28 protein-coding genes and 5 pseudogenes are annotated in these 24,900 nt (G+C 48.0%); 2 read left to right on the top strand and 31 right to left on the bottom strand.

From position 1 onward, the window contains the following. Positions 1-3 precede the first annotated feature (3 nt). The 24 genes and pseudogenes from L855_RS04275 to L855_RS04170 form a co-directional block, all read right to left on the bottom strand. Positions 4-1,677, bottom strand: a complete 1,674-nt coding sequence (locus L855_RS04275; RefSeq protein ID WP_159784585.1) for a glycosyltransferase — start codon at positions 1,675-1,677, stop codon at positions 4-6. A gap of 29 nt (positions 1,678-1,706) precedes the next feature. Beyond that, complete coding sequence (locus L855_RS22150) at positions 1,707-1,766, bottom strand: hypothetical protein (RefSeq protein WP_281349539.1); 60 nt, start codon at positions 1,764-1,766, stop codon at positions 1,707-1,709. After that, a complete protein-coding gene (locus L855_RS04270; protein WP_281349478.1) occupies positions 1,748-2,455 on the bottom strand; it encodes a cephalosporin hydroxylase family protein in 708 nt (235 codons plus the stop codon). Before L855_RS04270 ends, L855_RS22150 begins: the two co-directional genes overlap by 19 nt. Then, positions 2,452-3,225, bottom strand: coding sequence for a formyltransferase family protein (locus L855_RS04265; protein WP_219729863.1), 774 nt, complete (start codon positions 3,223-3,225; stop codon positions 2,452-2,454). Before L855_RS04265 ends, L855_RS04270 begins: the two co-directional genes overlap by 4 nt. Then, a complete protein-coding gene (locus tag L855_RS04260) occupies positions 3,215-4,330 on the bottom strand; it encodes a DegT/DnrJ/EryC1/StrS family aminotransferase (protein ID WP_159784582.1) in 1,116 nt (371 codons plus the stop codon). The genes L855_RS04265 and L855_RS04260 overlap by 11 nt, the downstream gene beginning before the upstream one ends. Next, on the bottom strand, positions 4,327-4,614 hold the full coding sequence (locus L855_RS22725; RefSeq protein WP_159784579.1) for a methyltransferase C-terminal domain-containing protein: 288 nt from the start codon (positions 4,612-4,614) through the stop codon (positions 4,327-4,329). The genes L855_RS04260 and L855_RS22725 overlap by 4 nt, the downstream gene beginning before the upstream one ends. Further along, positions 4,589-4,720: pseudogene (locus L855_RS22720) on the bottom strand (hypothetical protein); the annotation flags it as partial. The pseudogene L855_RS22720 and the gene L855_RS22725, both read right to left, overlap by 26 nt. 444 nt (positions 4,721-5,164) lie before the next feature. Continuing rightward, a complete protein-coding gene (locus tag L855_RS04245; RefSeq protein WP_159784573.1) occupies positions 5,165-5,725 on the bottom strand; it encodes a dTDP-4-dehydrorhamnose 3,5-epimerase family protein in 561 nt (186 codons plus the stop codon). Positions 5,726-5,742: 17 nt separating this feature from the next. Further along, complete coding sequence (locus tag L855_RS04240; RefSeq protein ID WP_159784570.1) at positions 5,743-6,978, bottom strand: class I SAM-dependent methyltransferase; 1,236 nt, start codon at positions 6,976-6,978, stop codon at positions 5,743-5,745. Between the two features lie 87 nt (positions 6,979-7,065). After that, entirely contained in the window at positions 7,066-8,010 is a 945-nt protein-coding gene (locus tag L855_RS04235) for an NAD-dependent epimerase/dehydratase family protein (RefSeq protein WP_159784567.1), read from the bottom strand. Next, positions 8,007-8,933, bottom strand: a complete 927-nt coding sequence (locus L855_RS04230) for an NAD-dependent epimerase/dehydratase family protein (RefSeq protein ID WP_159784564.1) — start codon at positions 8,931-8,933, stop codon at positions 8,007-8,009. The genes L855_RS04235 and L855_RS04230 overlap by 4 nt, the downstream gene beginning before the upstream one ends. A gap of 553 nt (positions 8,934-9,486) precedes the next feature. Further along, complete coding sequence (rfbG, locus tag L855_RS04225; RefSeq protein WP_159784561.1) at positions 9,487-10,569, bottom strand: CDP-glucose 4,6-dehydratase; 1,083 nt, start codon at positions 10,567-10,569, stop codon at positions 9,487-9,489. Then, positions 10,563-11,333 (bottom strand): glucose-1-phosphate cytidylyltransferase, encoded by a 771-nt coding sequence (gene rfbF / locus L855_RS04220; RefSeq protein WP_159784558.1) that lies wholly within the window; start codon positions 11,331-11,333, stop codon positions 10,563-10,565. The genes rfbG and rfbF overlap by 7 nt, the downstream gene beginning before the upstream one ends. A gap of 305 nt (positions 11,334-11,638) precedes the next feature. After that, positions 11,639-12,145, bottom strand: a pseudogene (locus L855_RS04215) (Uma2 family endonuclease); the annotation flags it as partial. Positions 12,146-12,169: 24 nt separating this feature from the next. Continuing rightward, positions 12,170-12,484, bottom strand: coding sequence for a DUF4351 domain-containing protein (locus tag L855_RS04210; RefSeq protein ID WP_425500555.1), 315 nt, complete (start codon positions 12,482-12,484; stop codon positions 12,170-12,172). Positions 12,485-12,489: 5 nt separating this feature from the next. Then, positions 12,490-13,821, bottom strand: coding sequence for an IS4 family transposase (locus tag L855_RS04205; RefSeq protein WP_159784407.1), 1,332 nt, complete (start codon positions 13,819-13,821; stop codon positions 12,490-12,492). Positions 13,822-13,943: 122 nt separating this feature from the next. Next, positions 13,944-14,321: pseudogene (locus L855_RS04200) on the bottom strand (DUF2887 domain-containing protein); the annotation flags it as partial. 162 nt (positions 14,322-14,483) lie between these two features. Then, a complete protein-coding gene (locus L855_RS04195) occupies positions 14,484-14,942 on the bottom strand; it encodes a PIN domain-containing protein (RefSeq protein ID WP_159784548.1) in 459 nt (152 codons plus the stop codon). Further along, on the bottom strand, positions 14,935-15,168 hold the full coding sequence (locus L855_RS04190) for a UPF0175 family protein (RefSeq protein WP_087707683.1): 234 nt from the start codon (positions 15,166-15,168) through the stop codon (positions 14,935-14,937). The genes L855_RS04195 and L855_RS04190 overlap by 8 nt, the downstream gene beginning before the upstream one ends. A gap of 2 nt (positions 15,169-15,170) precedes the next feature. Beyond that, positions 15,171-15,380, bottom strand: coding sequence for a type II toxin-antitoxin system HicB family antitoxin (locus L855_RS04185; protein ID WP_159784545.1), 210 nt, complete (start codon positions 15,378-15,380; stop codon positions 15,171-15,173). Between the two features lie 224 nt (positions 15,381-15,604). Continuing rightward, positions 15,605-15,751, bottom strand: a pseudogene (locus L855_RS04180) (DUF2887 domain-containing protein); the annotation flags it as partial. Between the two features lie 131 nt (positions 15,752-15,882). Beyond that, positions 15,883-17,616: a group II intron reverse transcriptase/maturase gene (gene ltrA / locus L855_RS04175; RefSeq protein WP_159790952.1), complete on the bottom strand. Its 1,734-nt coding sequence runs from the start codon at positions 17,614-17,616 to the stop codon at positions 15,883-15,885. A gap of 348 nt (positions 17,617-17,964) precedes the next feature. Then, positions 17,965-18,087 carry a hypothetical protein gene (locus tag L855_RS22145; protein ID WP_281349477.1) on the bottom strand — a complete coding sequence of 41 codons (123 nt, stop codon included), beginning with the start codon at positions 18,085-18,087 and terminating at the stop codon, positions 17,965-17,967. Positions 18,088-18,341: 254 nt separating this feature from the next. Next, complete coding sequence (locus tag L855_RS04170) at positions 18,342-19,016, bottom strand: Uma2 family endonuclease (protein ID WP_159784539.1); 675 nt, start codon at positions 19,014-19,016, stop codon at positions 18,342-18,344. A 393-nt stretch (positions 19,017-19,409) separates the two neighbouring features. Here L855_RS04170 and L855_RS04165 point away from each other — a divergent pair, with 393 nt between their 5' ends. Beyond that, positions 19,410-19,643 (top strand): hypothetical protein, encoded by a 234-nt coding sequence (locus L855_RS04165; protein WP_159784538.1) that lies wholly within the window; start codon positions 19,410-19,412, stop codon positions 19,641-19,643. After that, positions 19,628-20,065 carry a type II toxin-antitoxin system VapC family toxin gene (locus tag L855_RS04160; RefSeq protein WP_246198720.1) on the top strand — a complete coding sequence of 146 codons (438 nt, stop codon included), beginning with the start codon at positions 19,628-19,630 and terminating at the stop codon, positions 20,063-20,065. The genes L855_RS04165 and L855_RS04160 overlap by 16 nt, the downstream gene beginning before the upstream one ends. A 251-nt stretch (positions 20,066-20,316) precedes the next feature. On the opposite strand, the gene L855_RS04155 is transcribed toward L855_RS04160, so the two are convergent. The 7 genes and pseudogenes from L855_RS04155 to L855_RS04125 form a co-directional block, all read right to left on the bottom strand. After that, positions 20,317-20,640, bottom strand: coding sequence for a Uma2 family endonuclease (locus L855_RS04155; protein ID WP_425500554.1), 324 nt, complete (start codon positions 20,638-20,640; stop codon positions 20,317-20,319). Between the two features lie 13 nt (positions 20,641-20,653). Then, positions 20,654-21,273, bottom strand: a pseudogene (locus L855_RS04150) (Rpn family recombination-promoting nuclease/putative transposase); the annotation flags it as partial. Positions 21,274-21,354: 81 nt separating this feature from the next. Next, complete coding sequence (locus tag L855_RS04145) at positions 21,355-22,173, bottom strand: DUF2887 domain-containing protein (RefSeq protein ID WP_159784535.1); 819 nt, start codon at positions 22,171-22,173, stop codon at positions 21,355-21,357. Between the two features lie 103 nt (positions 22,174-22,276). Next, complete coding sequence (locus tag L855_RS04140; protein ID WP_159784532.1) at positions 22,277-22,951, bottom strand: Uma2 family endonuclease; 675 nt, start codon at positions 22,949-22,951, stop codon at positions 22,277-22,279. A 166-nt stretch (positions 22,952-23,117) separates the two neighbouring features. Continuing rightward, the gene (locus tag L855_RS22715) at positions 23,118-23,306 is read right to left on the bottom strand and encodes a hypothetical protein (RefSeq protein ID WP_425500597.1); all 189 of its coding nucleotides are present in this window, start codon (positions 23,304-23,306) and stop codon (positions 23,118-23,120) included. 154 nt (positions 23,307-23,460) lie between these two features. After that, a complete protein-coding gene (locus L855_RS22140; RefSeq protein WP_159784529.1) occupies positions 23,461-23,970 on the bottom strand; it encodes a FliH/SctL family protein in 510 nt (169 codons plus the stop codon). A 122-nt stretch (positions 23,971-24,092) separates the two neighbouring features. Continuing rightward, the gene (locus L855_RS04125; RefSeq protein WP_159784526.1) at positions 24,093-24,602 is read right to left on the bottom strand and encodes a pilus assembly FimT family protein; all 510 of its coding nucleotides are present in this window, start codon (positions 24,600-24,602) and stop codon (positions 24,093-24,095) included. Positions 24,603-24,900 lie beyond the last annotated feature (298 nt).

Here is a 24,900-nt window from a genome sequence, read left to right as displayed (position 1 = left end):
ATATCAATGCTGGCTTTTTTGGAAGTAAGCAAATTTAATGTTATCTTGAAACTTCAATTTTATTTTTTGTTCAAACACCCATTTCATAAGAGGAATTACCTCTAAGAAACCAATAAAAGAACCACCTTCCCAGTAGGGAGCATAAGCAGCCTCAATCGGATGAAGAGGATCCATATAGCGATTAACAACTTGCTCGAAAAACGCTTGGACGTTACCTTGTTCAAGGACTGTAGGACTATACCATAGATCATCCACTACAACCAAACTATTGACAGGTAAAAGAGGAACAACGTAGTTCAAAACATACTCCATAATCGGCACATTTGGCTGATCGTGGGCATCTACGTACAGTAGGACTTTATCCTCCTGCTCCCAAAGTTGCCTGAAGTCTGTCTTGAGTATGTCCTGTTCAAGTAAGGTCACTCTCGACAAATCAATAGGAATTAGTTTTTGGCTCTCTCGCAGATACCTGAATGATAAATCAATAGCAACAATGTCGGCATCAGTTTGTGTAGAAAGCCATGTTCTCAAAGAGAGACCGAAAAGAGAACCTAGCTCAATAATCTTAGTTGGTTGATGATTTTGAACAAGTTCGGCTAAGCTTTCTAGCGATTCAGGAGTTTGATCTCGATAATAGAGCCTACACTGGGCTTTAGCGAGAGTACTAATCCATTCTCGATAACTGGATATATGCGATAAAGGTGTAGTATAACTCACGGCAGTTTTCTCTTTTACTCCTTGATGTTGGTATTGTGGATACAATTGACTTTTTAAGCCTCCTATATGCCTTTCTATATCATTAAGCGAGTTCATCAATACAGATGCTTGTAAATTAGCTCTTGCAGCCCTAAGATCTGCCAATAATGATTCACACAAAGACAATCGATAAACTCTTTGAGATTCTAGAAATGTGTCAACATAGTTCTTAATGTTTTGTGAGTCACATGAGGTATATAGATTAAGAGTTCTTTCAATATAAATCGAATGATCTATCAAAAGTGTCAAGTTGTCTGGTCTGCTACCACCTTCTGATATGCGTATAAAAGTATTGGGAACAAACCTTACATTGCCTGCGATAAATAATCGATGCAAAAAAGTTCCTTCACTATAATATTTCAGATCTGTATCAAATTTAAATGAAACGTTATTTTTAGTGCAATTATCTAGATTATACATTCCATAGTATGGATAGCCGTATCCATACTTACACCAAGCCAACAAATAATCTTGATCAGTTAAGCAAGAACCATAGATTTTGTTTAAAAGTCCACGAACTACTCTTCCTGATGTATGTTGAACATTGAAATCAGGAAAGGCCATGTTGATGTTAGCACAGGCTGCTTGTAAATTTTCAATTAAGTTTTTACTTTCAAAATAATCATCATCAGCTGCCCACATAAAGTACTGACCTGTAGCCTGCTTGAAAACAAATTCAAAGTTAAAGACAGCCCCCTGGTTTTTCTTCTGGCGAAAATATCTTATTTTTTTACCAGATATAGCAAAGTCTCTTATAATTGTATCGATATTACCGCCAGGTGAGTTGTTATCTGAAACAATAACTTCTAAATTGGAATATGTTTGATTAAAAATGTGAGATAAGGTGCGTCTGAGTCCATCAGGTCGATTGAATGTCGGGACACCAATACTGACTAGAGGTTTATAGTTAAGTTTCAGCATAATCAAGTATATTGTAAGATAAAAAATAACTACTGAATACGTTTCAAATAACCGTCAGGTGCCACTGTAATTAGTAACTTATCTTGGATGCTTTTGTCAACTTCAAACTCAGAGTGAGTCTCCAAATACTCCTAGACAGCCCCTGGGGAGTGAAGAACAATCCCCAGGGGCTGTCTGGGAACATATCATCTGGAAAATCCCCAATACTTTCATCAAAAACCATCCAGTAAGTTCCTAACGTAACCAGTGGAGCATAAGCCTCCAGTTCCGCAGGAAGGTGATCATGGGTGTGGTTGCTGTCCAAACAAACTAACACACTTTGTTTCCCACTGGCTTTCATTTTAACTTGTTCAATAATATCCAGGTCAAGTATCGACCCAGATATTATTGAAATGCGCTTAAACATGCAGTAGGACTCAATCGCCTGGCGGTTATGCTTGCGAATGTCAATGTCTATACCAAGAACTTCAGCATCTTGATGGCCACCACAAGCGGCATTAAGTTCCAACATAGAGGCTGAAAAAATTAGGGAACTTTTATGAACAATGCCCGTTTCAATGATAAGTTCAGGTTGAACTGACCAAATAATTTCCTGCATAGCCACAATATCCTGTGGATACTGGATAATTGGGCGGACTAGCCATTCGAAGTGATATGAAGACTTTCTAGAATTGGCCTTATCAAAAAAATGCTTTGTAGCTCGAAGCGAGGTAGTGTCCGTACCTTGTACCTGTATTTCTTGCTCACGTCCTCTCTTGAATTTATCGTAAAAAATCATGGAGATTTCCTAACTATGGTAACTCTCACTTCATAAATTTCCCCATCATCTTCAAACCAACAACTAGGATGACCTTTAAAAGTTCTTGCCCTCAGAAGGTTTAGAAGATCTTTTGCTGTGTATTTTTGGTTTAGATCGATTCTACTCACATTATCCATTTCGTGAGAGAAATGAAAACTTCCCTCAGATAGTTTTTGTGGATTCTTGTTGAATTTAAATACTCTAATATGAGGATAAGCTTTCTGAAATAGAGATATCATTTTATTGACTGCTTTGTTATATAAAGACTCTCCATTGTCTTCCCATCCATAAAAGATGGGTTCCTGAGCGACTACATCCCCTGTATCAATTCCTGCATTAACAAAGTGAAGTGTTACACCAAAGGGAACTTGTTCTACTATAGACCAAAAATTGTAGTGCCTACCCCTACAGTATGGAAGTAAGCTAGGATGTGTATTTATAAAACCAGCCTTGGGTAATCTGATAAGACCGTCTTTTATTATTTTTGGCCACCACACGAGGAAACCAAGTTCTAAGCATAAGCCGAAATTTTCGATTTCTTTGATTAAATTTAGGTCTGATTGATATACTGTGACATTAACACCCCTTTTTTTTGCATATTCCCATATATCGTTTTGTTCAATAGTTACAACCAGACCTATATCATGTTTATAGTTCTCCAGTAGCCATTTGACTACGGCGTAGCCGACTTGACTATCTGCCATTATTAAAAATTTTGAACTCATTGATGGCATTTCGCTATACCTCATTGACTTTTAGTTTTTTGATGATCGATACCACAGAAATTTGATCTGTTTGGGACATGTCGTGATAGCTGGGCAGATTTATAGCTCTTTCACAAATAGACTGCGACCTTGAATTTCGGGCTACCCCCCCAAACTCAGGAAGACTGGACAAAGGATAAAAGAAAACCCTAGCATTTATCCCTTCATCCTGGAAGGTTTTTAGCAAATCCTCACGAGTTATCGCAGTGCTCTTATCAAACACAAGCGTCGGCATCCAATATCCATTAACGGTCAAACTTGTCTCGGGATTCATAGAGATACCATCGATAGAAACCAGACTTTTCTGGTAATATCTAAATATTTCCCTCTTTCGAGCTATGAGATCACCAACTCGCTCCATTTGTGCACATCCGATCGCAGCTTGAATATTAGACATTTTGTATTTAAATCCAATTATCTCTGGCCAAAACTGTTTTTTCTGACCTCTAGCTCGACCATGGTTAGAAAGCGTCAAAACCCTTTCGTATAACGCTGCATCATTGGTTACAAACATCCCCCCTTCTCCAGTGGTTAGCGTCTTTGTGCCGTGGAAGGAAAAACTGCCAAAATTTCCCATGCTTCCGGCCCGTTTGCCGTGATAAATAGAACCAATTGCTTCAGCCGCATCCTCAATCACCGGAATACCATACTTTTCACCAATTGCCAGCAACTCATCCATCTCACATAAATTGCCGTATAAATGGACCGCAATAATTGCCTTCGTTCGGGATGTAATCGCCTCCTCTACCAAACTGGGATCAATACACCAAGTATCTGGCAAAATATCTACAAACACAGGTTTAGCACCCAAATGAATAATTGGGGCAGCCGTAGCAATCCAGTTCGTATCTGCCAAAATGACTTCATCGCCCTCACCAATTCCTAGGGCGGCCATACCCATGTGCAAAGCCCCCGTACAACTAGATGTAGCAATTGCATAGTCAACTTGCAGATGCTCTCGAAATGCTCTTTCGAAATGCTCAATATACTCGTAACAGCGATCACCCCAGCCATGACGAGCAGCATCTGTAGCATACTCAACCTCTAGCTCAGTAATTGAGGGTTTAGTATAGTAGATGCGTTTTTTCATAAAACTTCCAAGGCGGGAATAGCAAAAACGAAACGGCTTGACCACGACCGAATGTAGTTTAAACGATTCGCAACCTCAGACCTAAGGTTCCAAGGCAGAATCATCACATAATCAGGGCGACAGTTTTGCAAAGAAGGCTCATCAACAATCGGAACCCAACTGCCTGGCATGAACTGACCCTGCCTAGCTGGATTGCGATTCACGACAAACCTCATCAAACCTGGTCGAACCCCAGCATAGTTTAGCAGGGTATTGCCCTTAGTGGCTGCACCGTAGCCTACCACAACTTATTTCCTCTTGCTTAGCCTGCAACAAAAAACGTAACAAATCATTCTTGATCGTATCAGCCTTTCTCTGAAAACCTCTATACCCCTCAACCGTCAGCAATCCCGCTGCTTCCTTCCTCCTGTTCCAACACTTCTCCCACCCGGTGACTCAGCGAATGACATCCAAGTTCCCGAAGCTGGGCAAACACCCGCAAACTTTCCCCATGAGTCGTCAACCTGGTTGACTGACAAAAGTTAGGAGTAAGGAGACGACGTTGGATCGACCCTCATGGGCAGCGGGTTCATAGGTATTCTACGTATTGGCTGAGATTGGATTCTCGCTTCCCTGGTTCAGGATGAGATGCTCATTCGTCGCGTTCGCTTTACTCCTCATCGCAACGGTCACCCGGCTATGATATCTTAACCACAGCATCAGGCACGGTCTTACCACCTTGAGTTCCAGGTTCTCTTTATATCCCACGGCCCCCACTTTAACTTTTGTCAGTCAATCAGGCTCACCATCCTAATATTCCAATGCTATGTTTCTCCAGCATCCTTTAGAAAAGGTTTAAGCAAATCGTGTATCAAGCTCATCGATGCGGTCCGTGAGCGACCCCCAAGCAAGGTCTTTCTCCGACAGTACACGCGGTTTGATTGGCCATTTAATCCCTAGCACGGGGTCATCAAACCGGGCACCTGATTCGTGGCTTGGGGCGTAAGCGGCAGAAACAACATATATGACCGTCGAGTTGGGTTCCAACGTGATGAACGCATGACCGAAACCTTCGGGAATAATCATACTGACTCCGTTCATAGGGGTTAACTTGATGCCAAACCACTGAAACCTTGTCGGTGAACTCGGCCGCAGGTCAATGCCCACATCCCAGATAGCACCCGCTGCGCACGAAACAATCTTCGCTTCAGCATGAGGTGGGTACTGGAAGTGAATACCGCGCAGTGTCCCAACTGTAACAGATGTGGAAGAGTTTACGTGGACTGCTTCCGTTGGGCGTCCTGCAGCAGCAATTTCGTCAGCGCCAAAAAGCCGACTGAAAAATCCTCGCTCATCCCGACGGACAGGCCGGTGAAGGACGAATAGCTCTTCTATCGGAGTTGATTCTAATTTCATAAGAGTTCAGATTTCCTTCAGAGTTGTTGTATTCTCGGTTGCGCCACCCAGATACGAGCTTCCGGCGTGACCAACCTAATTCGCTCCGCTAGTTCAGGAGCGATGTTCCACGGAAGAATCAGAACATCAGTTGGACTTGCTAACGCGAGTTGTTCCGGCGCTAATACCGGCACTTGGGATCCAGGCAGAAATTTGCCTTGCTTTTCCACACTCGCATCAACGACGTAAGTCAATGTCTTGGACGCCTCGCCTACAGCGTTAAGGAATGTGTTTCCTTTGTGAGCAGCACCGTAACCAACCACAACATCCCCTGCTTGCTTGCGCTCAAGAAACCAGTTACGGAGGCCCTCAATAGCGGCTTTTGATCGATCAGCGAATGCAAACCACTCTTCAGGTTTGAACAAACCAGACCGATTTTCAGCTTCAAGGGTGGCACTTACCGTATCGTCCGCTGTCCGAGAGCGACTTAGCCAGTATCGGTTTGAGCCACCATGTGTTGACAACTTATCCACGTGAACCAGATCAAGCCCGTGTGCTTGAGCAACAACCCTTACAGAATGAGCCGTCAGGTAGGAGTAATGCTCGTGATAAATCGTATCGAAGAGTGTTTCTTGAAGCAGAACAGCGAAAGAAGGGTTTTCGATCGTAATCAGGGTGTGATCATCCGCAAGTATCGACATGCCCTCTGTAAAGTCGTGCATATCAGGGACGTGTGCGAAGACGTTGTTAGCTACGATGAGCCCGGGAGACCCATAATCGGCCAATATTTTCTCTGCGACACTAGCACCAAAGAACTCTGTAACTGTCGGGACTCCAGCTTCACATGCAATAGTTGCAACATTCACAGCGGGTTCGACGCCAAGCACTGGAACTCCGAGGTTACGAAACTCCGAGAGCAGATAACCATCATTACTAGCTAGTTCAACAACAAGACTGTTGGAGTCGAGCGCGAGGGAATCCGTCATTGAGCGGGCGTACTGCCTCGCGTGCTCAACCCATGTGAAACTAGCCGAAGAGAGGTACGGGTAGGTGTCATGAAATATTCGTTCAGGCACAACGTACTCACCTACCTGGCCCAAACCGCATCGCTTGCAGATACGCATGTGCAGTGGAAAGACATCAAGAACTTCATCTGCAGTGCGGCCGTACTCAGATGGTATGGGCTGAGAACCTAAATCTAACACACTAGAGAGATTATCTGATCCACAGGCACGACAGACTGAAGTGCCTCGACTTGAAATTAACTTAGCCATCGACTTTTCCGATATAATGCAGAGTTGTAAAGAGACACCAGTACAGAATAACCCAATCAGTCCATCAAGTAGCTGAGACCATGTGCATTATTTTACAAGACTATCATACAACTCCTTTACTGTTTCTTCGTATGTCATGGTAGGCGCATACCCTGTATGCTCGGCTAGCAATTTGATTGAAAAGTCTTCCTTGTTTAATACAATGTCATTGTAAGGAAGTTTTCCAAATTGCATTTCTTGTCCTGAAGGAAATAGTCTATACATACGCTCAACATACTCTCTTAAACGTCGCGGATCCCCAGAGCCAACCCAGTACTCGGATCCTGGAACGCCCCTCTGCCCAATCAAATAATAGCCATAAACACAATCTTTTACGGAAATCACATCGAAATACTGTTCACCCGTTGAAAAAATCAAATCATCACCCTTAATTAGTTTTTGAAGAGTTACCTGTAAGAATGAATCCTTAGTGTCATTCGGACCCATAACATGCGAATGGAGCACATAGATAAACTCTATCCCTATTTGCGATGCTTTAATCTTAAGTGCACGTTTAGCAGCGATTTTTGCAACAGAATATATGACATGCCTGTTATATTTGTTGCTTGTGTTATGATCAAGATCAAGGTATTTGTACGTAAAGGCTTCTTCCATCGTGCCTACCTGAATAAACCTTCTACATCCGATCCGGGAAGCCGTATCAAGAGCCGATACCGACCAAATTACATTCTTCATTTGGGCTTCGATATTTAAGTCTGATAGACCATTTACTCCTCCCCAGGCTAAATTGAAAAAAATACAGTCATCGCCTACATTCCAACCAATCCCTGATAGTTCTTTGCTCAAAAGGGCAATTTCATTCATGTCTAGCCTGAGATATGCAGCTCCTGCAAGCCTTTTCCTCTCCCTATCGGAGACCTCGTTGAGAGACTTTCTTCCTAAAGCTAAGACTTCGATGCCGCTTTTCATCAGATAAGCGACAAACACTGAGCCAATAAACCCCGTAGCCCCTGTTACAATTGCTTTTTTCATATGCTATCTAAGTTTTTTAGTACGTCTTGAAACCTGGTTGTGGCGACAAATCCGGTGTCTCGCTGTATATTTTCAGTATCAAAAAGTTGCCTGATCGGATCAGTTGCATTACTGTCAATTGCTACATCTTCACCCTCGACATTCTCCACAATTCGCCCAAAATATTCAAAGTAGCTGCTGAGTGTAGCGGGTTTTGAATTCCCAATGTAATAATCTGCTTTATTTTTTCCGTGAACACCTATAAGGTGATAAGCTTTAGCCACATCATCAGTAAACACTATATCAAATAACTGATTACTCTTTGGGGATTCGTAAGGCTGCCCTTTTACAATTTTTCTTAGTGTTGATGCAATATATGATCCTCTAGATAAATCAGACTCAAGTGGTACGGACAAACGTGTGTGTACATAATCTATTTTTTCTAGATATGCGACCATTTTGCATAAATCCCTTGACGCCAATTTGGATATAGCATAGTTGGACTGTGTCGATTGGTAAGGACTGTTATTCATACCCTCCAAATACTGCTCAGCATAGGTTTCTTCAAAAGTTCCAATGTTCACAAACTTGATACATCCTACTTTTTTTGCTGACTGTACTGCTTTCGCTGCTTGAATTGCATTCTTCATCTGATCATTAAAACTACCATCAGTCAAAGTTTTATGCCCCCCCCATGCAAAGTTAAAGAATACACAGTCATCGCCTGGCGACCATTGAATTAAATCAATCTTTCTCCCTAATGACAGAATAGATTCCATTGACAACTGTATATAATTTAAATCATATTTAAAGTGCTTTTTAATATCACGCTTGCTTAATCGTTTTCTTCCTAAACACAAGATATCTATTCCTCTGGAGGACAAATATCTGGCAACTGACCTGCCTACCAAGCCTGTCGATCCAGTTATTATCGCTGTTTTCATATACGGTTAAACCAAATAGTGGTAAATTTAGCCGAACTTCGGTATCAGACGATCACGACGCAAAACACTCAAGACGTAACAGGTCAGCGAGAAACTCATGGGCTTTGGCGATAAAATTTATGCCTCCTACCTATTATTCTGCACCACTGTAGCACTATTATAGACCACTGACAAACTTTTGGCTCTGTCAGTCCAGCAATTCTCATTATGGAAATTTTGCCCCAGCTTATTGAGAATCGTCTCAATAAGGATTCTCGAAAGCTGCATTCTTTCGTTCAAGATTGGGCATCTTGGACAGGATGCGGGTCAAAATGAGAATTGCTGCTGTCAGTCAGACACTTGAACCATATCCTTACTGCACATCCATGCCTGATACCGTTCAATGCTACATTCCGGAGGTTGACAGATAATGAACCGGGCTTAAATATTACCCCAACGTCCCTAAAAACCTCAGTACAGAACATACGTTCAAGAAACCCCCGAGAATCCGAAAGGGGCTGACGCTGAGCAAGGACCAGTCCCTGCAAGGGCAGTGGTGTCAACTGAAAGCGTTTCATGTCCCCCTCAATAACTCCTCATAATCTGCAATCGTTTCCAGACTCACCTGTCGCATATCCGCCCCCTTCGACCAGGCAGAATACCATGAAATCGTTTCCTTCATCGCCTCGAACAAAGACCATTGAGGCCTCCAACCCAGCCTAGCCTGCGCCTGACTGGAATCTAACTGGAGAGTTCTGGCCTCATGATACCCCGGCGCTGTGACCTGAATCTCAGCCCCATCACCCCAGAGTTGAGCCGCTAACGAAGCCACCTCACCCACACTCAACGAATCTCTCACATCCGGCCCAAAGTTCCAGCCTTGGCAAAACTCCTGTGACCGTTCCCCCAACAAAGACTCCGCCAAACTCAGATAGCCCCACAATGGTTCTAAAACATGTTGCCACGGGCGAACAGCCTGGGGATAGCGCAACGTAACCGGTTTCCCCGACTGAAATGCGCGAATACAATCCGGAATCAAGCGATTGTCCGCCCAGTCACCGCCCCCAATCACATTCCCAGCACGAGCCGTCGCCACAGCCACGGCAGAATCTAGCGACAGAGGCGAAAAAAAGCTTTGCCGATAAGCAGACACAACCAACTCCGCACAAGCCTTACTATTACTATAGGGGTCTGCCCCCCCTAACCGATCCGTTTCTCGATAGGGATAAACCCACTCTCGATTGTCGTAACACTTATCCGTCGTCACCACAACCATTGCCTGGACAGACGGGGTTTGTCGGGAAGCCTCCAAAACATGAAGGGTTCCCATAACATTAGTCGCATAGGTCTCAATAGGCTGCTGATACCCATAAGACACTAAAGGTTGAGCCGCCAGATGAAAAATTACCTCGGGCTGAATTTCTCCAATCTGTCTAGCCACAGCGTCTCCATCTCGAATATCAACCCGCAAATCTGACTTCAAGAGTTGAGAAACCTGTACAACCTCATAGAAACTAGGATAGCTGGGTGGTTCCAGAGCCATTCCATGAACCCTAGCCCCAAGTTGAGACAACCAAAGACTCAACCAAGCCCCCTTAAATCCAGTATGTCCTGTAATTAAGACATTGCGATTACTCCAAAAATCGTGACTTACCATAGTCTCCAGGGAGCTTGTCCAGAATTCCAAAGTTCATTTAAACGATTATTATCACGAAGGGTATCCATAGGCAGCCAAAACCCATAATGTTTAAATGCCATCAAATTTCCCTCATCGGCCAGCTTCATTAGTGGGGAACTCTCCCAGCCAGTATTATCTCCCTCAATATAGTCTAAAACCTTAGGAGATAGCACAAAAAAACCACCGTTAATCCAACCTCCATCACCCTCTGGTTTTTCAATAAACCCTCGAATTTCATCTCCCTCAGTTTCCAAAGCACCATAGCGACCGGGCGGCTGAACCGCTGTAACCGTCGCCAATTTTCCATGATTGCGATGAAACTGGAGAGAAGCCTGAATATCAATATCCGCGACCCCATCTCCATAAGTAAAACAAAAGCATTCTTCCGAGTCAATATAATCCTTCACCCGCTTTAAGCGTCCACCCGTCAACGTTTCTTCTCCAGTATCCACCAACGTGACACGCCAAGGCTCAACCTTATGTTGATGCACTTCCATATGATTATTTTTCATATCGAATGTCACATCAGACATATGAAGAAAATAGTTAGCAAAATACTCTTTAATCACATAGCCTTTATAACCACAACAAATCACAAAATCATTGATTCCTTGTGCTGAATATATTTTTAGAATATGCCACAGAATCGGTTTCCCCCCAATTTCAACCATTGGTTTAGGTTTAAGGTGAGTTTCCTCACTAATTCGAGTCCCGAGTCCACCGGCTAAAATTACCGCTTTCATAGTTAAACGAGTCTACAACAAACATTGAAACGACTATACAGCCAAACTTCCAAGGGTTAGGGTTGCACACCTCTCCAATCAAATCGCACCTATCCGGGTCATGACAGACCGGCGCGATTATTATAGGGTGCAGCCAGCTTCAGAACAAACAGTAAACGCACCCCAACGAAGAAAGCAGAGATGCGTCCTCTCACTGTATCAGTTTTCCCGACGCCATCCCCCCACAAAAGTTTCCCACGCCATCCCCCAATCGACACGCGGTGTTGCCAAGATACCGAGTATCTGACGTCACAAAATCTCCTCTAGCGAAACTCCTCCTCCAGAACCACCCACACCAGATACTCCCGAACTCCATTGCGACGATAGGCCCGGAACTTATCGTGGAGGTCGTAGGATGCCGTACTCGCCGCAATCTCGACAATCAACTCCGGCGCACCCTCAAGATAGTCGTCCTCGCTAATCCGAGAGCGTCCCCCCACCCCCTCATCAAGGCGCAAGAGCGCATCGGGTTGAGGTTCATTGTCCAAGTCCAGACGAACTGTTGTATTGTCCGCCACCTCAACCCCTGGGGTGGCAGCAGTATAAACTTGCAGCCAGGTGATAATTTGACTGTGGGGTTTTCCATGTTGCTGATAACGAACTGGCGATGCCATATAAACCACCCCTTCGACTAATTCCGCCTTCTTCACCTCTGGCAACAACCGATAGCGTCGCTCGAACTCCGTCCGAGTGAGGCGATCTCCATTTTCCAAAATTGGCATGAGTTTCAACGTCACTGATGTTTCTCGACTCACAACCGAACCTCCCGGCATTCTCGAACGACTCTAGACAGACGACTACTGCAACCAAGCCTGAAAATCCTCCATCCCCTTAAACTCCAACAACGCCTCCGCCAGTGCCTCCCGCTGAGGTGCCGACAAGTCCTTAACCCGTTGCCGCTGCTCCTCAGACAGCTCCCCACAGCGCCGAGTCAACAGACGCAGCAACAGTTCAGACTCTCCCCGTTCCAAACCCTGTTCTAAACCTTGCTCCTGTCCCTTCTGGAACACATCCTTATAAAACTGTGTATCCTGAACACGCACTTGAGTAATATCCAACATCTCCCGTATCGCCTCCAAACTCAAATTAGGGAGGGCGACCACAAGGGTCACTGGTGTCAAGTTAAGGGGTGAGACCAGACCTGACGGGAGATAGCATCTTTCTTTCGTTGGCGCTTACGCCTAGCTTTAACCAGTCCGAAGGACTGGGCATATTGAACCAGAAAAGGAATGAGTTCATCATCCTCAACACGGCCCTGTTCCCGGGCGCGACTGAAAAAGTAAAGACTGCGGAAAACCATTTCCTGAGAAATGCGGTCAATGGGTTCATGTAAAGCCTCAGAGACCTGGGAACAGACGTCGGTAAGCACCGCATAGAAAATCCAGGTGGCATAAATCTGGATTTCAATGCCATTGGAGCCACCGACCCAGAGGTAAGCCAAACCTAACAAGCGTTTGGTCACGAGAAAGGCCTCCTCAATGCGCCAGCGTTGGCGATAAAGCTCGCTAACGTAGCGGGCGGACAAGACCTCGGGGTCAGTGACATTGGTCAAATAGCGGTAGATGGTTCCCTCCCAAGAGACGGACACCAGACGCACGGGATGGTGACAAGGATTAGAGCGGTATTGCCCTAAATCTATCAGTTCGTCACGAACGTAACGGTTTTGACCGAGTACCTTGAGATTCTTGTAAGCGGTTTTCTCCCGCAAGCGAGTCACAAAGAACTTGCCCGAATCGCTAAAGGCATCAAACCAAGGAAACTTAAAGAATCCCAGGTCAAACACCATTAAACCGCCCTTTGGCAGACGTTCGAGCAATGAGTCAGTCCAAAGCTTATCATTGGATTGGGCTTCAGGACTGTACCAGGCCGCCTGGGGGCGATGGTTGAAGGCATCGACCATCATCATCATCTTGCCGGCCAAGGGGGAGGTGGCTTTTTTGCCGCGATGACGATGCAGTTTCTTTTTTAAGGCTTCGAGGGTTGACCCGTCAGCTAGCCAAATGGCTGGGAACTTAGACCGCACCGGTCTCCAGAATGGCGAGACTTCCCCGGGCGCTGAGGATTGGTTCAAGCGCTCAATGACCTGCTCGAGCAAACTGGCAAACAGATGGGCCGGCAGGCTTTGTAATCTTTGGGATAGAGCCTGTTTACTGATGCGTTGAGCTTTCACCCAAAACAGTCCCTCCTGTTCTAGGGTTCGCAGCACTTCACTTAGCCCTGTCATTTGCCGGTAAACTAGGCTCAGGACAATCGCTGTCATCACCGGCAGGGTTAGAGTTCGCTCTCGTAACCGTCGTCCTTTGTTGCTTACGCTTTTGAGGGAGGCAAACGTTCCCGGACTTAACATCTCGAACAAGCGCTGCTCAATCGTCCGATTCACTGGTCCGGGCACTGAGCGATGTCGTCTGAAGTCCGGGTTTCCCGGTTTGTGATAGGTCTTCTTAGGCATCTTTTGTCCTGGCTAGCTAGTCCTTAGCCTATAAGCATTTTTCCCTTGGTCTCGGGTTGTTTACACTTTCTTGACTTTTCCACGATTTCCTTAACTTGACACCAGTGCCACAAGGGTTCGCCCCTACAAACCATTATACTCTCCACTAAATCCAGCCGCCGCTCAAACTCCCGCTCCGTCGCCTCTTGCGCCAACAGGCGACGAGCCTTCTGGGGCACCTCCTCCTCCGATAACACCAACAATCGCAACAGGGCTAAATTCGGCGTCAACTCCTGCAAGGGAATCAAATCCTCCAGATAAAACCGTTCCACCTGAGTCGCTAACACCCCCTGATAAGGGTCCTCCTCCCCAAAATTCAAGCTGCGGCGAGGGAACAACAACAGACCCCGCCAAGGTCGTGTCACCTCATACTGTTCTAGATAGAGAAACACCTGGGCAAAAAAACGGCGGTAAAACCCAGGGTCACCTTGCATCTGCGCCTCCAGAAACATCAACGGTAGGAGAGCGCCATAGACTCCAGGCGTGGCTGCCCGGTACAGTCCCAACCTAGTCATAACATCGCTGTGGGGTTGACCGTGCTGGCGATACCTTAATGGAAATGGAGATGTCACGTCAACAATTCCTTCAACTCGCTCTGCTTTTTTAACATGAGGCAATTGCCCTCACTCTTCCCCATGCCTTGACAACAAGTCACTCATGACCTGCGGAGAAATCCGAAAATTGCTTTGTCCAATTTTCTGGATAATTGGTTTGATTTTCTCGCAATATCCCCGCTCTTTTGCTTTACCAACCACCCCTAGAGTTCCTGTCAATATAAGCTTAAATTTTTTCGCAACTTTTCTGGCTTTTAAATCATCTAAAATAACCAACGAATCCTTCTTCTCTATCGCTAAAGCAATTGCCGATGCTTCTCCAACATCTAATGTTATTTCAAGACGTTTTTGACAAGCTTTATCTTGAACTGTCTCAACAATTATCCAACTGGGCAAATCTTCTCCAAATTCCCGTTCTATCTCAGGCGTAATGTAAACCTGACCATAAAGCAGAGACAACAGATCTAATTCTCCAATGTTGCTGAGGACAATCAAGCAACTCGCATCGGAAATAACAACATTAGGCATTAGTAATATCCGACTCTAAATCCTCAACCGACGTACTGAACAGCGACACGTCATAATCACCAATACGTTCAATAAAGTTTCTTTTGCTTAACCCTGCCAAGTCTGCGGCTTGTCCTGACGTCAACGTTCCATTTTCATACAATTTTGCTGCTATCAACAACCGCAATTCTTCATCGCTTTGTTCAATGGTATTAGGCAAATTGAGCTGTAAAGTACGCTGATTCATGACTAGAGTTTCTTGTTGAACTTATTGCTCAAATGAAGCTTAGCTTGAGGAAAGCTTAATGTATCAAAATAATATCCTTTGACTGCCCCATTAACATTCGCACATAACGCTTCCCAGCTATCCCCCTGAGTAAAAACATTCTCAGTTAAGCATTCAGCGACAAACCCACCATCTTCTTCCTGAAATACCTCAAAAACAATCACCGAATTCATGATTTTTTTCCTTAAACTCTATCAACCGCGCCAACTGGGTTCATATACAATATTTCCAGGATAGCTTCCCCACTGAAATTAGGGAGGGCGACCACCACCACTTCGACTATCGGTCAGTGACCAGGGTTCGCCCCTACATACCATTATACTCCCTCAGATCAGGCGGCAGAGCCGCCCCACGTCGGTGTCATGGCAGAGCCATAACACCAGGATGCCAGGATGGGGAACAGACCATCCAATCGGCGTTCCCGTTCCTTCAGGACTGGGGCAAAATAGTCAAAGCGGCAGTCTGGGGGTAGGCCCGGAATTAACTCCGCCACCAAGTTTGGTTCCAACAGGAAGATGCGGTAAAAAAGTTTATCCGTTTTCATGACGGCGATCGCAACAGACTTCCCCCACTCTATCAGGTCACTGTCTATTAGGGGTCGAGAGTAGTCTCACGACTACCCCCTCCCATTCAGAACCGTGCATGAGACTTTCACCTCACACGGCTCCTAGCTTGCTATCCCTTGTCATGGGTGCTGCTACCGTCGAAACGGGTTTTAACATCGTGGCAATGGCGATGTAACAGTTGTAGGTTGGAGTAAGTATCCGAACCTCCTCTGGATTTAGGCTGAATATGGTCGATTTCAACCAAGTCCTCACTGGTGAAGTGTTGTCCACAGTGATTACATCGTCCTTTTTGACGCTTGATGAGTTTTGAGATTTTGGTAGGGATACCGCCAAACCCGTTACTCATACGTTTAGACCAATAAGCCCAGTCCCCGTTAAAGGGAGAGGTGTTTCCTCCTCTGATTTTGACATGTCGTACGATGGGGGTTTCGGTGTGCTTAGTGAGTCGAAGACCCTTTTTGGCTTTGAACGTCCATTTACTGTTGACTCCAGGACGAAAGTAGTTCTGGAGTTTCCCATAGGACGCTCGACCACATCGTGAAACCGTCCAAGCCCTCAGTGCCATCCAAATCATATGGTCGAGTTTAGAGAAGGTCTCTTTGGAAACTACCGTAGAGTAGTACCGACTCCATCCTCTAATGATTGGATTAAGCTTCTGGATCAGAACTGCTTGTGGTGCAGTTTTATGTTGTTTGATGACCTCTTTACAAGCGTCATAATGACGTTTGATAGCTTTTGGGGCAGGCTTAATATTTATCTGGTAGGGTTTAACGCCACCGGGACCCGTTTTGATTCCCTTATGGATACTCACCGGGTAATGCCGGATGTTAAATCCTAGGAAGTCAAATCCCGGTTCCTCCCCATTCCATTCCGACAAGGTGTTACATAACCTTGTCTTTTCCGGTTTGAGTTGGAGACCGACGGGTTTAAGCCATTCCTTGAGCAGTTGTTGGGCTTCTAGGATGACTTCCGGGCGGTTAGCCAGAACCACAAAGTCATCGGCATATCGAATGATTTTCGGGCGGTAATAGCGATTTAGTTTTCCGTCAATTGTCCTTGAGTTAGGGAAGCTATTGACAACCGAATCAATCATTCCCTGTAAAGCAATGTTGGCAAGGAGCGGACTGATGACCCCACCTTGTGGAGTTCCTGCCTCTGTTGCCTTGAATTCGCCACTGTCCATAACGCCGGCTTTAAGCCATTGTTTAATACTCCGTTTGTACCGAGAGGGACAGTCTAGTTTGGACAGAAGGTAATCATGGTTAATTTGGTCAAAACATGTGGCAATGTCTGCATCGAGAACGTATTGCGGTTTATACCGACTTTTATTCCAGATGGCTCCAATCGCATCATGTGCCGACCGTCCGGGTCGGAAACCGTAGGAATCCGCTTCAAACAGAGCCTCCCAGTACGGCTCTAGTCCCAGCTTAACCAAGGCTTGTAAGGCGCGGTCGTGCAAGGTTGGGATACCGAGTGGGCGTTTTTCATCCCGCCCGGGTTTGGGAATCCATACACGTCGCAAGCTTTTAGCTTTGCCTGGGTGACGCAGTTGGTCAGCCAAGCGAAACCGGTCTTTGGCGTTTAGGGATTTCACTCCGTCAACTCCTGCGGTTTTCTTACCTTGGTTATCCTGACTTACCTGGCGTACCGCCAGCAGCCTAGCGTAGTAGGACTTATTGAGTAAACGTTGCCAGCGTCGCGCTTTCGCTTTATTGCCACGACTTGTAGCTTGATAAATAGCCTTTTGCAGCTTCGCGACTTTCCTCTGGATTTTACCCCAGGGAAGATTTCGCCATTCGTTGTTCTTAGTCTCGGGGTTGAACCCTTTACTAGCTATCGACATTTTCACCGCTACTAAACTCCTTATCTTTTAACAAGCCGTAAGCTGTTAGCTGATCCACATCCGTTATAGATGGGCATTGGCTTCGGCTTACATCTGCTCCCCATAGCCCTTGCGCTTAGACTTATTACTTGACCGGGTATCGACCTGATGACCGGTCAGGGTCTATGGGGTTACTTCGTTCCATCTCGATGGGTTATATCCCGTTAGGTTCACTCTATCCCCAGGGGTACTTTTGAGAATCAGTTGTAGGTAACTTCAAGAAATTCCTACCTTTCCCCTTGTCCTTTTTGGACGCAGCCTGTCAACTGAGTTTGGCTACTCTCGTGTAACTAGGGTTCAAGCAAGTGTTCAGCCGTGGCTTAACCATGTGGATTTGCCGGTGGTCATGCTTTTGGATGTCAGTTCATCCTCAATGCCTTGCCAAGCCCGCTTCAGTCCTAGGGTTGTCATTTCTAAAACTGGGGCTGCCATTAGGCGTAGGACGAGGGTGTGGTGTCACATTCTCTGATTCTGTCCTTTCCAACCTTGGAGTCAGTGTGTTTCACCTGATTCCGTCGGTACATTGAGATAGTTATCAGGGCAGATTGGCTGGGTAGCCTTTTCTGTATCCCTGACTAGGCATACGTTTTGGGTGTTTTAACCCTATCTTTCGCCTAAACGAGTCGCACCAGGTTAAGACACCGAGTGTCTGGAGTGACTTATCCTAATGACCCTCCTAAGCACCACTACTGACCCGACCCCAACACCTCTACAAACCGCTCATGTTCGGGCGAACCAATCCCCTCCTGTAACCTCATCAACACCTGCCCCATCGCCCCCGCCAACAGCACCTTCACATCCAGCACCAACCCCGGAAAAAACGGACTCCTCAGACAACCCGCCCCATCCGGCTCCTGCTGGCGATAGTCCCCCTCCTCCAGCACATACCAGCGAAACTCCTCCTCCAGAACCACCCAGACCAGATACTCCCGAACCCCGTTGCGACGATAGGCCCGGAACTTGTCGTGGAGGTCGTAGGATGCCGTACTCGCCGCAATCTCGACAATCAACTCCGGCGCACCCTCAATATAATCGTCCTCGCCAATCCGCGATCGCCCCCCCACCCCCTCATCAAGGCGCAAGAGCGCATCGGGTTGAGGTTCATTGTCCAAATCCAGACGAACCGTCGTGTTATCAGCGCAATAGACTCCAGGTGTTGTTGCCCGGTACACTCCCAACCAAGCCATAATATCGCTGTGGGGTTGACCGTGCTGTCGATACCTTAATGGAGATGCCACGTAAACAATTCCTTCAACTAGCTCTGCCTTTTTAACATGAGGCATCCGTTGGTAGCGCCGCTCAAATTCAGGACGGGTGAGGCGATCGCCACTTTCCAAAATTGACATGAGTTTCAATGTCATTGATGTTTCTCGACTCACAACCGAACCTCCCGGTATTCTCGAACGACACTCAACTTAGGGAGGGCGCACCACTTGCGGTTCGCCTCTACAGGCCATTGTACCCTCGACCCAACCCAGCCGCCGCCGAAACTCTTGCTCCGTCACCTCTTACGCCAATAGCTGACGAGCCTTCGCCGGTGCCTCCTCCTCATCTCAGGCGGCAGAGCCGCGCCAGGTCGGTGTCATGGCAGAGCCATAACACCAGGATGTGGAAGCACACCATGTTAGCCAAGTGTCTCGGTTGAGTCTTTAACTGCCCATGTTAGACTAATGCTGTTCTACCCTATGACTCTTAGCATCAACATCCCTGACCCCCCAAGGGGTTCTAACTCGCCCAGGTTAAACCTCATTGCCATGGAAGCCCTACGACTCATCACTCAACCCGTCAATCGACAAATAGCCATCAACCTACCCCCATCATTCAGTAGTGAACAGCATTACGAAGTGATTGTCTTACCTATCCCCTCTGAAGAATCAATCGCCCCGACCCCCCGGCGAAAACCCTCTCCAAAATTAGCCGGTACGGCTCGCCTCATGGACGATCTAACGACACCGGGCATTCTTGACTCGGATTGGCAATTGTCTTAGATACCCCTGCCCCACCCTCGTCCATGGTGTTACTCGATACCCATATTTGGATCCGTTGGCAAAATCAGCAAACCGGTCGGTTTGCACTGCCTGAAACGGTCATCACTTTCATCGAAACAACAGAGGCTGTGGCCATTAGTGCCATCTCTTGTTGGGAACTCGGTCAACTCGTTAAACGCCAGCGAGTCGAACTGTCTCTTCCTCTCCACGAATGGGTCTGTGCGGCACTTGAAGGAGACATTCAGGTCTTCCCCATTGATCGGGCGATCGCCTTAAAAGCCTCTCAGCTACCGGAGCATCATCGCGACCCTGCGGATCGAATTATCATCGCCACGGCTTTAGTCCATGATACCCAGTTGATGAGTTTTGATTCAGCATTCCCGAGCTATACAGAACTGGGCGATCGCTTACTGTCGAGTTAATTGTCACTCTCAACTGCCTTTTCATATCAGGCGGCAGAGCCGCCCCACGTCGGTGTCATGGCAGAGCCATAACACCAGGGTGCGTCATGGCAGAGCCATAACACCAGGATGTCCAGGATGTTCGGTAGGATGTGCGGTCAAAAAGGGGGAAAAATTTTTCGCCCCTATAATTTTTGTAACGGCGATCACAGTCAGGTCAAGACACCGAGTGTCTGAAGTAACTGAGCTACGAATGACCCTCCTAAGCACCACTACTGACCCGACCCCAATACCTCGACAAACCGCTCATGTTCCGGCAAGCCAATCCCCTCCTGTAACCTCATCAACACCTGCCCCATCTCCCCCGCCAACAGCGCCTTCACATCCAGCACCAACCCCAGAAAAAACGGACTCCTCAGACAACCCGCCCCATCCGGCTCCTGCTGGCGATAGTCCCCCTCCTCCAGCACATACCAGCGAAACTCCTCCTCCAGAACCACCCAAACCAGATACTCCCAAACTCCATTGCGACGATAGGCCCGGAACTTATCGTGGAGGTCGTAGGATGCCGTACTCGCCGCAATCTCGACAATCAATTCCGGCGTACCCTTCCTGAACACGCACCTGAGTAATATCTAACATCTCCCGTATCGCCTCCAAACTCAAATTAGGGAGGGCGACCACAAGGGTTCGCCCCTACATACCAAATCCAACCGCCGCCGAAACTCTTGCTCCGTCGCCTCTTGTGCCAACAGGCGACGAGCATTCTCCGGCGCCTCCTCCTCCGACAACACCAACAATCGCAACAGAGCCAAATTTGGCGTCAACTCCTGCAACGGAATCAAATCCTCCAGATAAAACCGTTCCACCTGAGTCGCTAACACCCCTTGATAGGGGTCTTCCTCCCCAAAATTCAACCTGCGGCGAGGGAACAAGAACAGGCCCCGCCAAGGTCGCGTCACCTGATACTGTTCCAGATAGAGAAACACCTGGGCAAAAAAACGGCGATAAAACCCAGGGTCTCCTTGCATCTGGGCCTCCAGAAACACCAATGGTAAACTTGGGTCATCCCCCAGGGGCACCAACAGACCATCCAAGCGGCGTTCCCGTTCCTTCAGGACTGGGGCAAAATAGTCAAAGCGGCAGTCTGGGGGTAGTCCCGGAATTAACTCCGCCACCAAGTTCGGTTCCAACAGAAAGATGCGGTAAAACAGTTTATCCGTTTTCATGACGGCGATCGCAACAGACTCCCCCCACTCTATCAGCTAACCCACTCAGGTTAAGACACCGAGTGTCTGGAGTGACTAAACCTACCCCAACTCCGTCAACCAAGCCTCAAAATCTGCCATTCCCGTAAAATCCAACAACGCCTCCGCCAGGGCCTCCCGCTGAGGGGCCGACAAGTCCCGAACCCGTTGCCGCTGCTCCTCAGACAGCTCCCCACAGCGCCGAGTCAACTGACGCAGCAACAGGGCCGACTCACCCTCTTGAAACACATCCTTATAAAACTGCGTATCCTGAACACGCACCTGAGTAATATCCAACATCTCCCGTATCGCCTCCAAACTCAAATTAGGGAATTTACCGACCATTATACTCTCGACTAAATCCAGCCGCCGCCGAAACTCTTGCTCCGTCGCTTCTTGCGCCAATAGCTGACGAGCCTTCTCCGGGGCCTCCTCCTCCGACAGCACCAACAATCGCAACAGAGCCAAATTTGGCGTCAACTCCTCTAACGGAATCAAATCCTCCAAATAAAACCGTTCCACCTGCGTCGCCAACACCCCTCGATAGGGGTCTTCTTCCCCAAAATTCAAAGTGCGGCGAGGGAACAACAGCAGACCCCGCCAAGGTCGCGTCACCTCATACTGTTCCAGATAGAGAAACACCTGGGCAAAAAAACGGCGATAAAACCCAGGGTCTCCTTGCATCTGGGCCTCCAGAAACACCAATGGTAAACTTGGGTCATCCCCCAGGGGCACCAACAGACCATCCAAGCGGCGTTCCCGTTCCTTCAGGACTGGGGCAAAATAGTCAAAGCGGCAGTCTGGGGGTAGTCCCGGAATTAACTCCGCCACCAAGTTCGGTTCCAACAGAAAGATGCGGTAAAACAGTTTATCCGTTTTCATGACGGCGATCGCAACAGACTTCCCCCACTCTATCAGGTCACTGTCTCAGGTTAAGACACCGAGTGTCTGGAGTGACTTATCCTAATGACCCTCCTAAGCACCACTACTGACCCGACCCCAACACCTCTACAAACCGCTCATGTTCCGGCGAACCCATCCCCTCCTGTAACCTCATCAACACCTGCCCCATCTCCCCCGCCAACAGCGCCTTCACGTCCAACACCAACCCCGGAAAAAACGGACTCCTCAGACAACCTGCACCATCCGGCTCCTGCTGGCGATAGTCCCCCTCCTCCAGCACATACCAGCGAAACTCCTCCTCCAGAACCACCCACACCAGATACTCCCGAACTCCATTGCGACGATAGGCTCGGAACTTATCGTGGAGGTCGTAGGATGCCGTACTCGCGGCAATCTCGACAATCAACTCCGGCGCACCCTCAATATAGTCGTCCTCGCTAATCCGCGAGCGTCCCCCCACTCCCCCATCAAGGCGCAAGAGCGCATCGGGTTGAGGTTCATTGTCCAAGTCCAGACGAACTGTTGTATTGTCCAACACCATACTATTCGGGGTAGCCGCTGCATACACCATTAACCAGCCCATAATGAAGCCGTGAGGTCGGCCATGTTGTCTCGCTCTGACTGGCGATGCCATATAAACCACTCCTTCCACTAATTCCGCCTTCTTCACCTCTGGCAACAACTGATAGCGTCGCTCGAACTCCGTCCGAGTGAGGCGATCGCCGTTTTCCAAAATTGGCATGAGTTTCAATGTCATTGATGTTTCTCGACTCACAACTGAACCTCCCGGCATTCTCGAACGACACTCAACTTAGGGAATTTACTGACCATTCTACTCTCGACCCAATCCAGCCGCCGCTCAAACTCTCGCTCCGTGCCGCCTTGAGCCAGCGACGAGCCTTCTGGGGCGCCTCCTCCTCAGATCAGGCGGCAGAGCCGCCCCAGGTCGGTGTCATGGCAGAGCCATAACACCAGGATGGCCATAACACCAGGATGTGGAACAAGCCATCCGAGCGGCGTTCCCGCTCCTTCAGGACTGGGGCAAAATAGTCAAAGCGGCAGTCCGGGGGGAAGTCCGGAATTAACTCCGCCACCAAGTTCGGTTCCAACAGAAAGATGCGGTACGGGCATAACCCACCCCTGCCCCTCCCAGGAGGGGAAATTTTTCGCCCGTACTGTTTTCATGACGGCGATCGCAACAGACTCCCCCCACTCTATCAACGAACCCACTCAGATTAAGACACCGAGCGTCTGGAGTGACTGAACCTACCCCAACTCCGCCAACAGTTCCTCAAACGACCCCCAAGACTCCAACGACGCCGCCCCTTGCAGGAGCCGTCGCAATTGGGACTCATCCCGGATCTGATTCACCCGTTCCAGCCCCGTCGTCGGCACCTCCCCAAACCGCGCCCTCAGCACCTCGGCGATCGCGACCCGAGTCGCCTCCAGCAGTCCTTCCTGTAGTCCTTCCTGACGACCTTCCTGACGACCTTCCTGACGACCTTCCTGACGACCTTCCTGGCGACCCGTCTCCAAGGCCCGACGTTCAATATTACTCAGAATCGGCATATTTCGTTCCTCCTGATACTGACGTAGCTTGCTATCAAAACTTTCCTGCAACACCGAAGGCAAGGTCATCATCCAATCCAACACGCGAAAGAAGCGAATAATCTCTTCTTCAGTATAATCCCGCTCATAGAGCAATTGCACCAACGTCCATTTCCAGCATTCCCGTCCCTGAGCATCCCCCCGCGTCGCCTGAGTTCTAGACTCCAAGCCAACAGACTGCCCCCACTCTATCAGGCGGCAGAGCCGCCGCCGGAGCGTGTCATGGCAGAGCCGTAACACGAGAGGGCACGAGAGGGGAAACATGAGAGGGGGGGGAGCCTGGGATGGGGTCAACGCTTACACCAGTCATCCCGCGTTTTGCGGATGGTTCCTAATAGAGTCGAGACGAAGGTGCAACGCCGTAACTCATGATTATCCCGGTGAAATACGGTCATTCGTCCAAGTTGGCCCATGACATGACCTCGATGGTCGAACACCACCCGCCGCACCCCTTGAACCCGTCGCAGGGTACTGTTGTCTTCGTCGTAGCGGACGGGGGAGGGTAGGGCGTTCCACTGGGCTTGATCTGGATGAAGCTGGACAGGATGAACGGCCCACAAGGCTTGGTTTTCCTCTCCTCGAAAGCTGGCTTGCCATCGGACTTTCGAGGTTCTGGCTTGAGTTTGGGCTGAACGGATGGCGAGAAAGACCGCCTCATTACCCTGTTTAACTGCCTGATTGGCCGTAACATACGCCCAGCTTACGATGGATAGTGAACTCAGGATTCCGACCATTACAATGACGACCAGAAGCTCAGGTAGAGTAAATCCCCGGCTGAGGCGACGCTCATATGGTTTCATGATGCACCCACGTGATTCGATTGTTTCAGTGACGTTCTCTGACTCGCCGAGACACGGTTTCAGGGGCTTTCACTCGCCGGTATCACTTCCAAGGAATCATCGCCTCCCAGAGTTGCATCTTTCGTTGAGTCAATAGATGGCGACAAGTTTAACTAAGGAATTCGAAAATTGCCAGCATCATGGTCCTCTCCCCTCGGATGACTTGACCTGGCAAACCCAGATGGGGGGCGCTCTTGAGTCGGGGACACAACTGGGGTGGCTCATTAGGCTTGGGCTGCTATGTCAAGGGTTGCTGACT

Origin of the sequence: Sodalinema gerasimenkoae IPPAS B-353 (assembly GCF_009846485.1) — a bacterium.
Classification (GTDB): domain Bacteria; phylum Cyanobacteriota; class Cyanobacteriia; order Cyanobacteriales; family Geitlerinemataceae; genus Sodalinema; species Sodalinema gerasimenkoae.
The sequence above is the reverse complement of the archived record's forward strand: the minus strand, read 5'-3'. Positions and strand labels throughout refer to the sequence as shown.

Bases quoted from the DNA above. Each gene is read 5' to 3' on its own strand.
- L855_RS04240 (WP_159784570.1), bottom strand. From the start codon at position 6,978: ATGGCTAAGTTAATTTCAAGTCGAGGCACTTCAGTCTGTCGTGCCTGT.
- L855_RS04235 (WP_159784567.1), bottom strand. From the start codon at position 8,010: ATGAAAAAAGCAATTGTAACAGGGGCTACGGGGTTTATTGGCTCAGTG.
- L855_RS04125 (WP_159784526.1), bottom strand. From the start codon at position 24,602: ATGAAACCATATGAGCGTCGCCTCAGCCGGGGATTTACTCTACCTGAG.
- L855_RS04205 (WP_159784407.1), bottom strand. From the start codon at position 13,821: ATGCCTAAGAAGACCTATCACAAACCGGGAAACCCGGACTTCAGACGA.
- L855_RS04270 (WP_281349478.1), bottom strand. From the start codon at position 2,455: ATGATTTTTTACGATAAATTCAAGAGAGGACGTGAGCAAGAAATACAG.
- rfbG (WP_159784561.1), bottom strand. From the start codon at position 10,569: ATGGTAAGTCACGATTTTTGGAGTAATCGCAATGTCTTAATTACAGGA.
- L855_RS04170 (WP_159784539.1), bottom strand. From the start codon at position 19,016: ATGACATTGAAACTCATGTCAATTTTGGAAAGTGGCGATCGCCTCACC.
- L855_RS04165 (WP_159784538.1), top strand. From the start codon at position 19,410: ATGGAAGCCCTACGACTCATCACTCAACCCGTCAATCGACAAATAGCC.
- L855_RS04245 (WP_159784573.1), bottom strand. From the start codon at position 5,725: ATGAAATTAGAATCAACTCCGATAGAAGAGCTATTCGTCCTTCACCGG.
- L855_RS04275 (WP_159784585.1), bottom strand. From the start codon at position 1,677: ATGCTGAAACTTAACTATAAACCTCTAGTCAGTATTGGTGTCCCGACA.
- L855_RS04230 (WP_159784564.1), bottom strand. From the start codon at position 8,933: ATGAAAACAGCGATAATAACTGGATCGACAGGCTTGGTAGGCAGGTCA.
- L855_RS04140 (WP_159784532.1), bottom strand. From the start codon at position 22,951: ATGACATTGAAACTCATGCCAATTTTGGAAAACGGCGATCGCCTCACT.
- L855_RS04195 (WP_159784548.1), bottom strand. From the start codon at position 14,942: ATGCCTAATGTTGTTATTTCCGATGCGAGTTGCTTGATTGTCCTCAGC.
- L855_RS04190 (WP_087707683.1), bottom strand. From the start codon at position 15,168: ATGAATCAGCGTACTTTACAGCTCAATTTGCCTAATACCATTGAACAA.
- L855_RS04185 (WP_159784545.1), bottom strand. From the start codon at position 15,380: ATGAATTCGGTGATTGTTTTTGAGGTATTTCAGGAAGAAGATGGTGGG.
- ltrA (WP_159790952.1), bottom strand. From the start codon at position 17,616: ATGTCGATAGCTAGTAAAGGGTTCAACCCCGAGACTAAGAACAACGAA.
- L855_RS04265 (WP_219729863.1), bottom strand. From the start codon at position 3,225: ATGAGGTATAGCGAAATGCCATCAATGAGTTCAAAATTTTTAATAATG.
- L855_RS04260 (WP_159784582.1), bottom strand. From the start codon at position 4,330: ATGAAAAAACGCATCTACTATACTAAACCCTCAATTACTGAGCTAGAG.
- rfbF (WP_159784558.1), bottom strand. From the start codon at position 11,333: ATGAAAGCGGTAATTTTAGCCGGTGGACTCGGGACTCGAATTAGTGAG.
- L855_RS22145 (WP_281349477.1), bottom strand. From the start codon at position 18,087: ATGGCAGCCCCAGTTTTAGAAATGACAACCCTAGGACTGAAGCGGGCT.
- L855_RS04145 (WP_159784535.1), bottom strand. From the start codon at position 22,173: ATGAAAACGGATAAACTGTTTTACCGCATCTTTCTGTTGGAACCGAAC.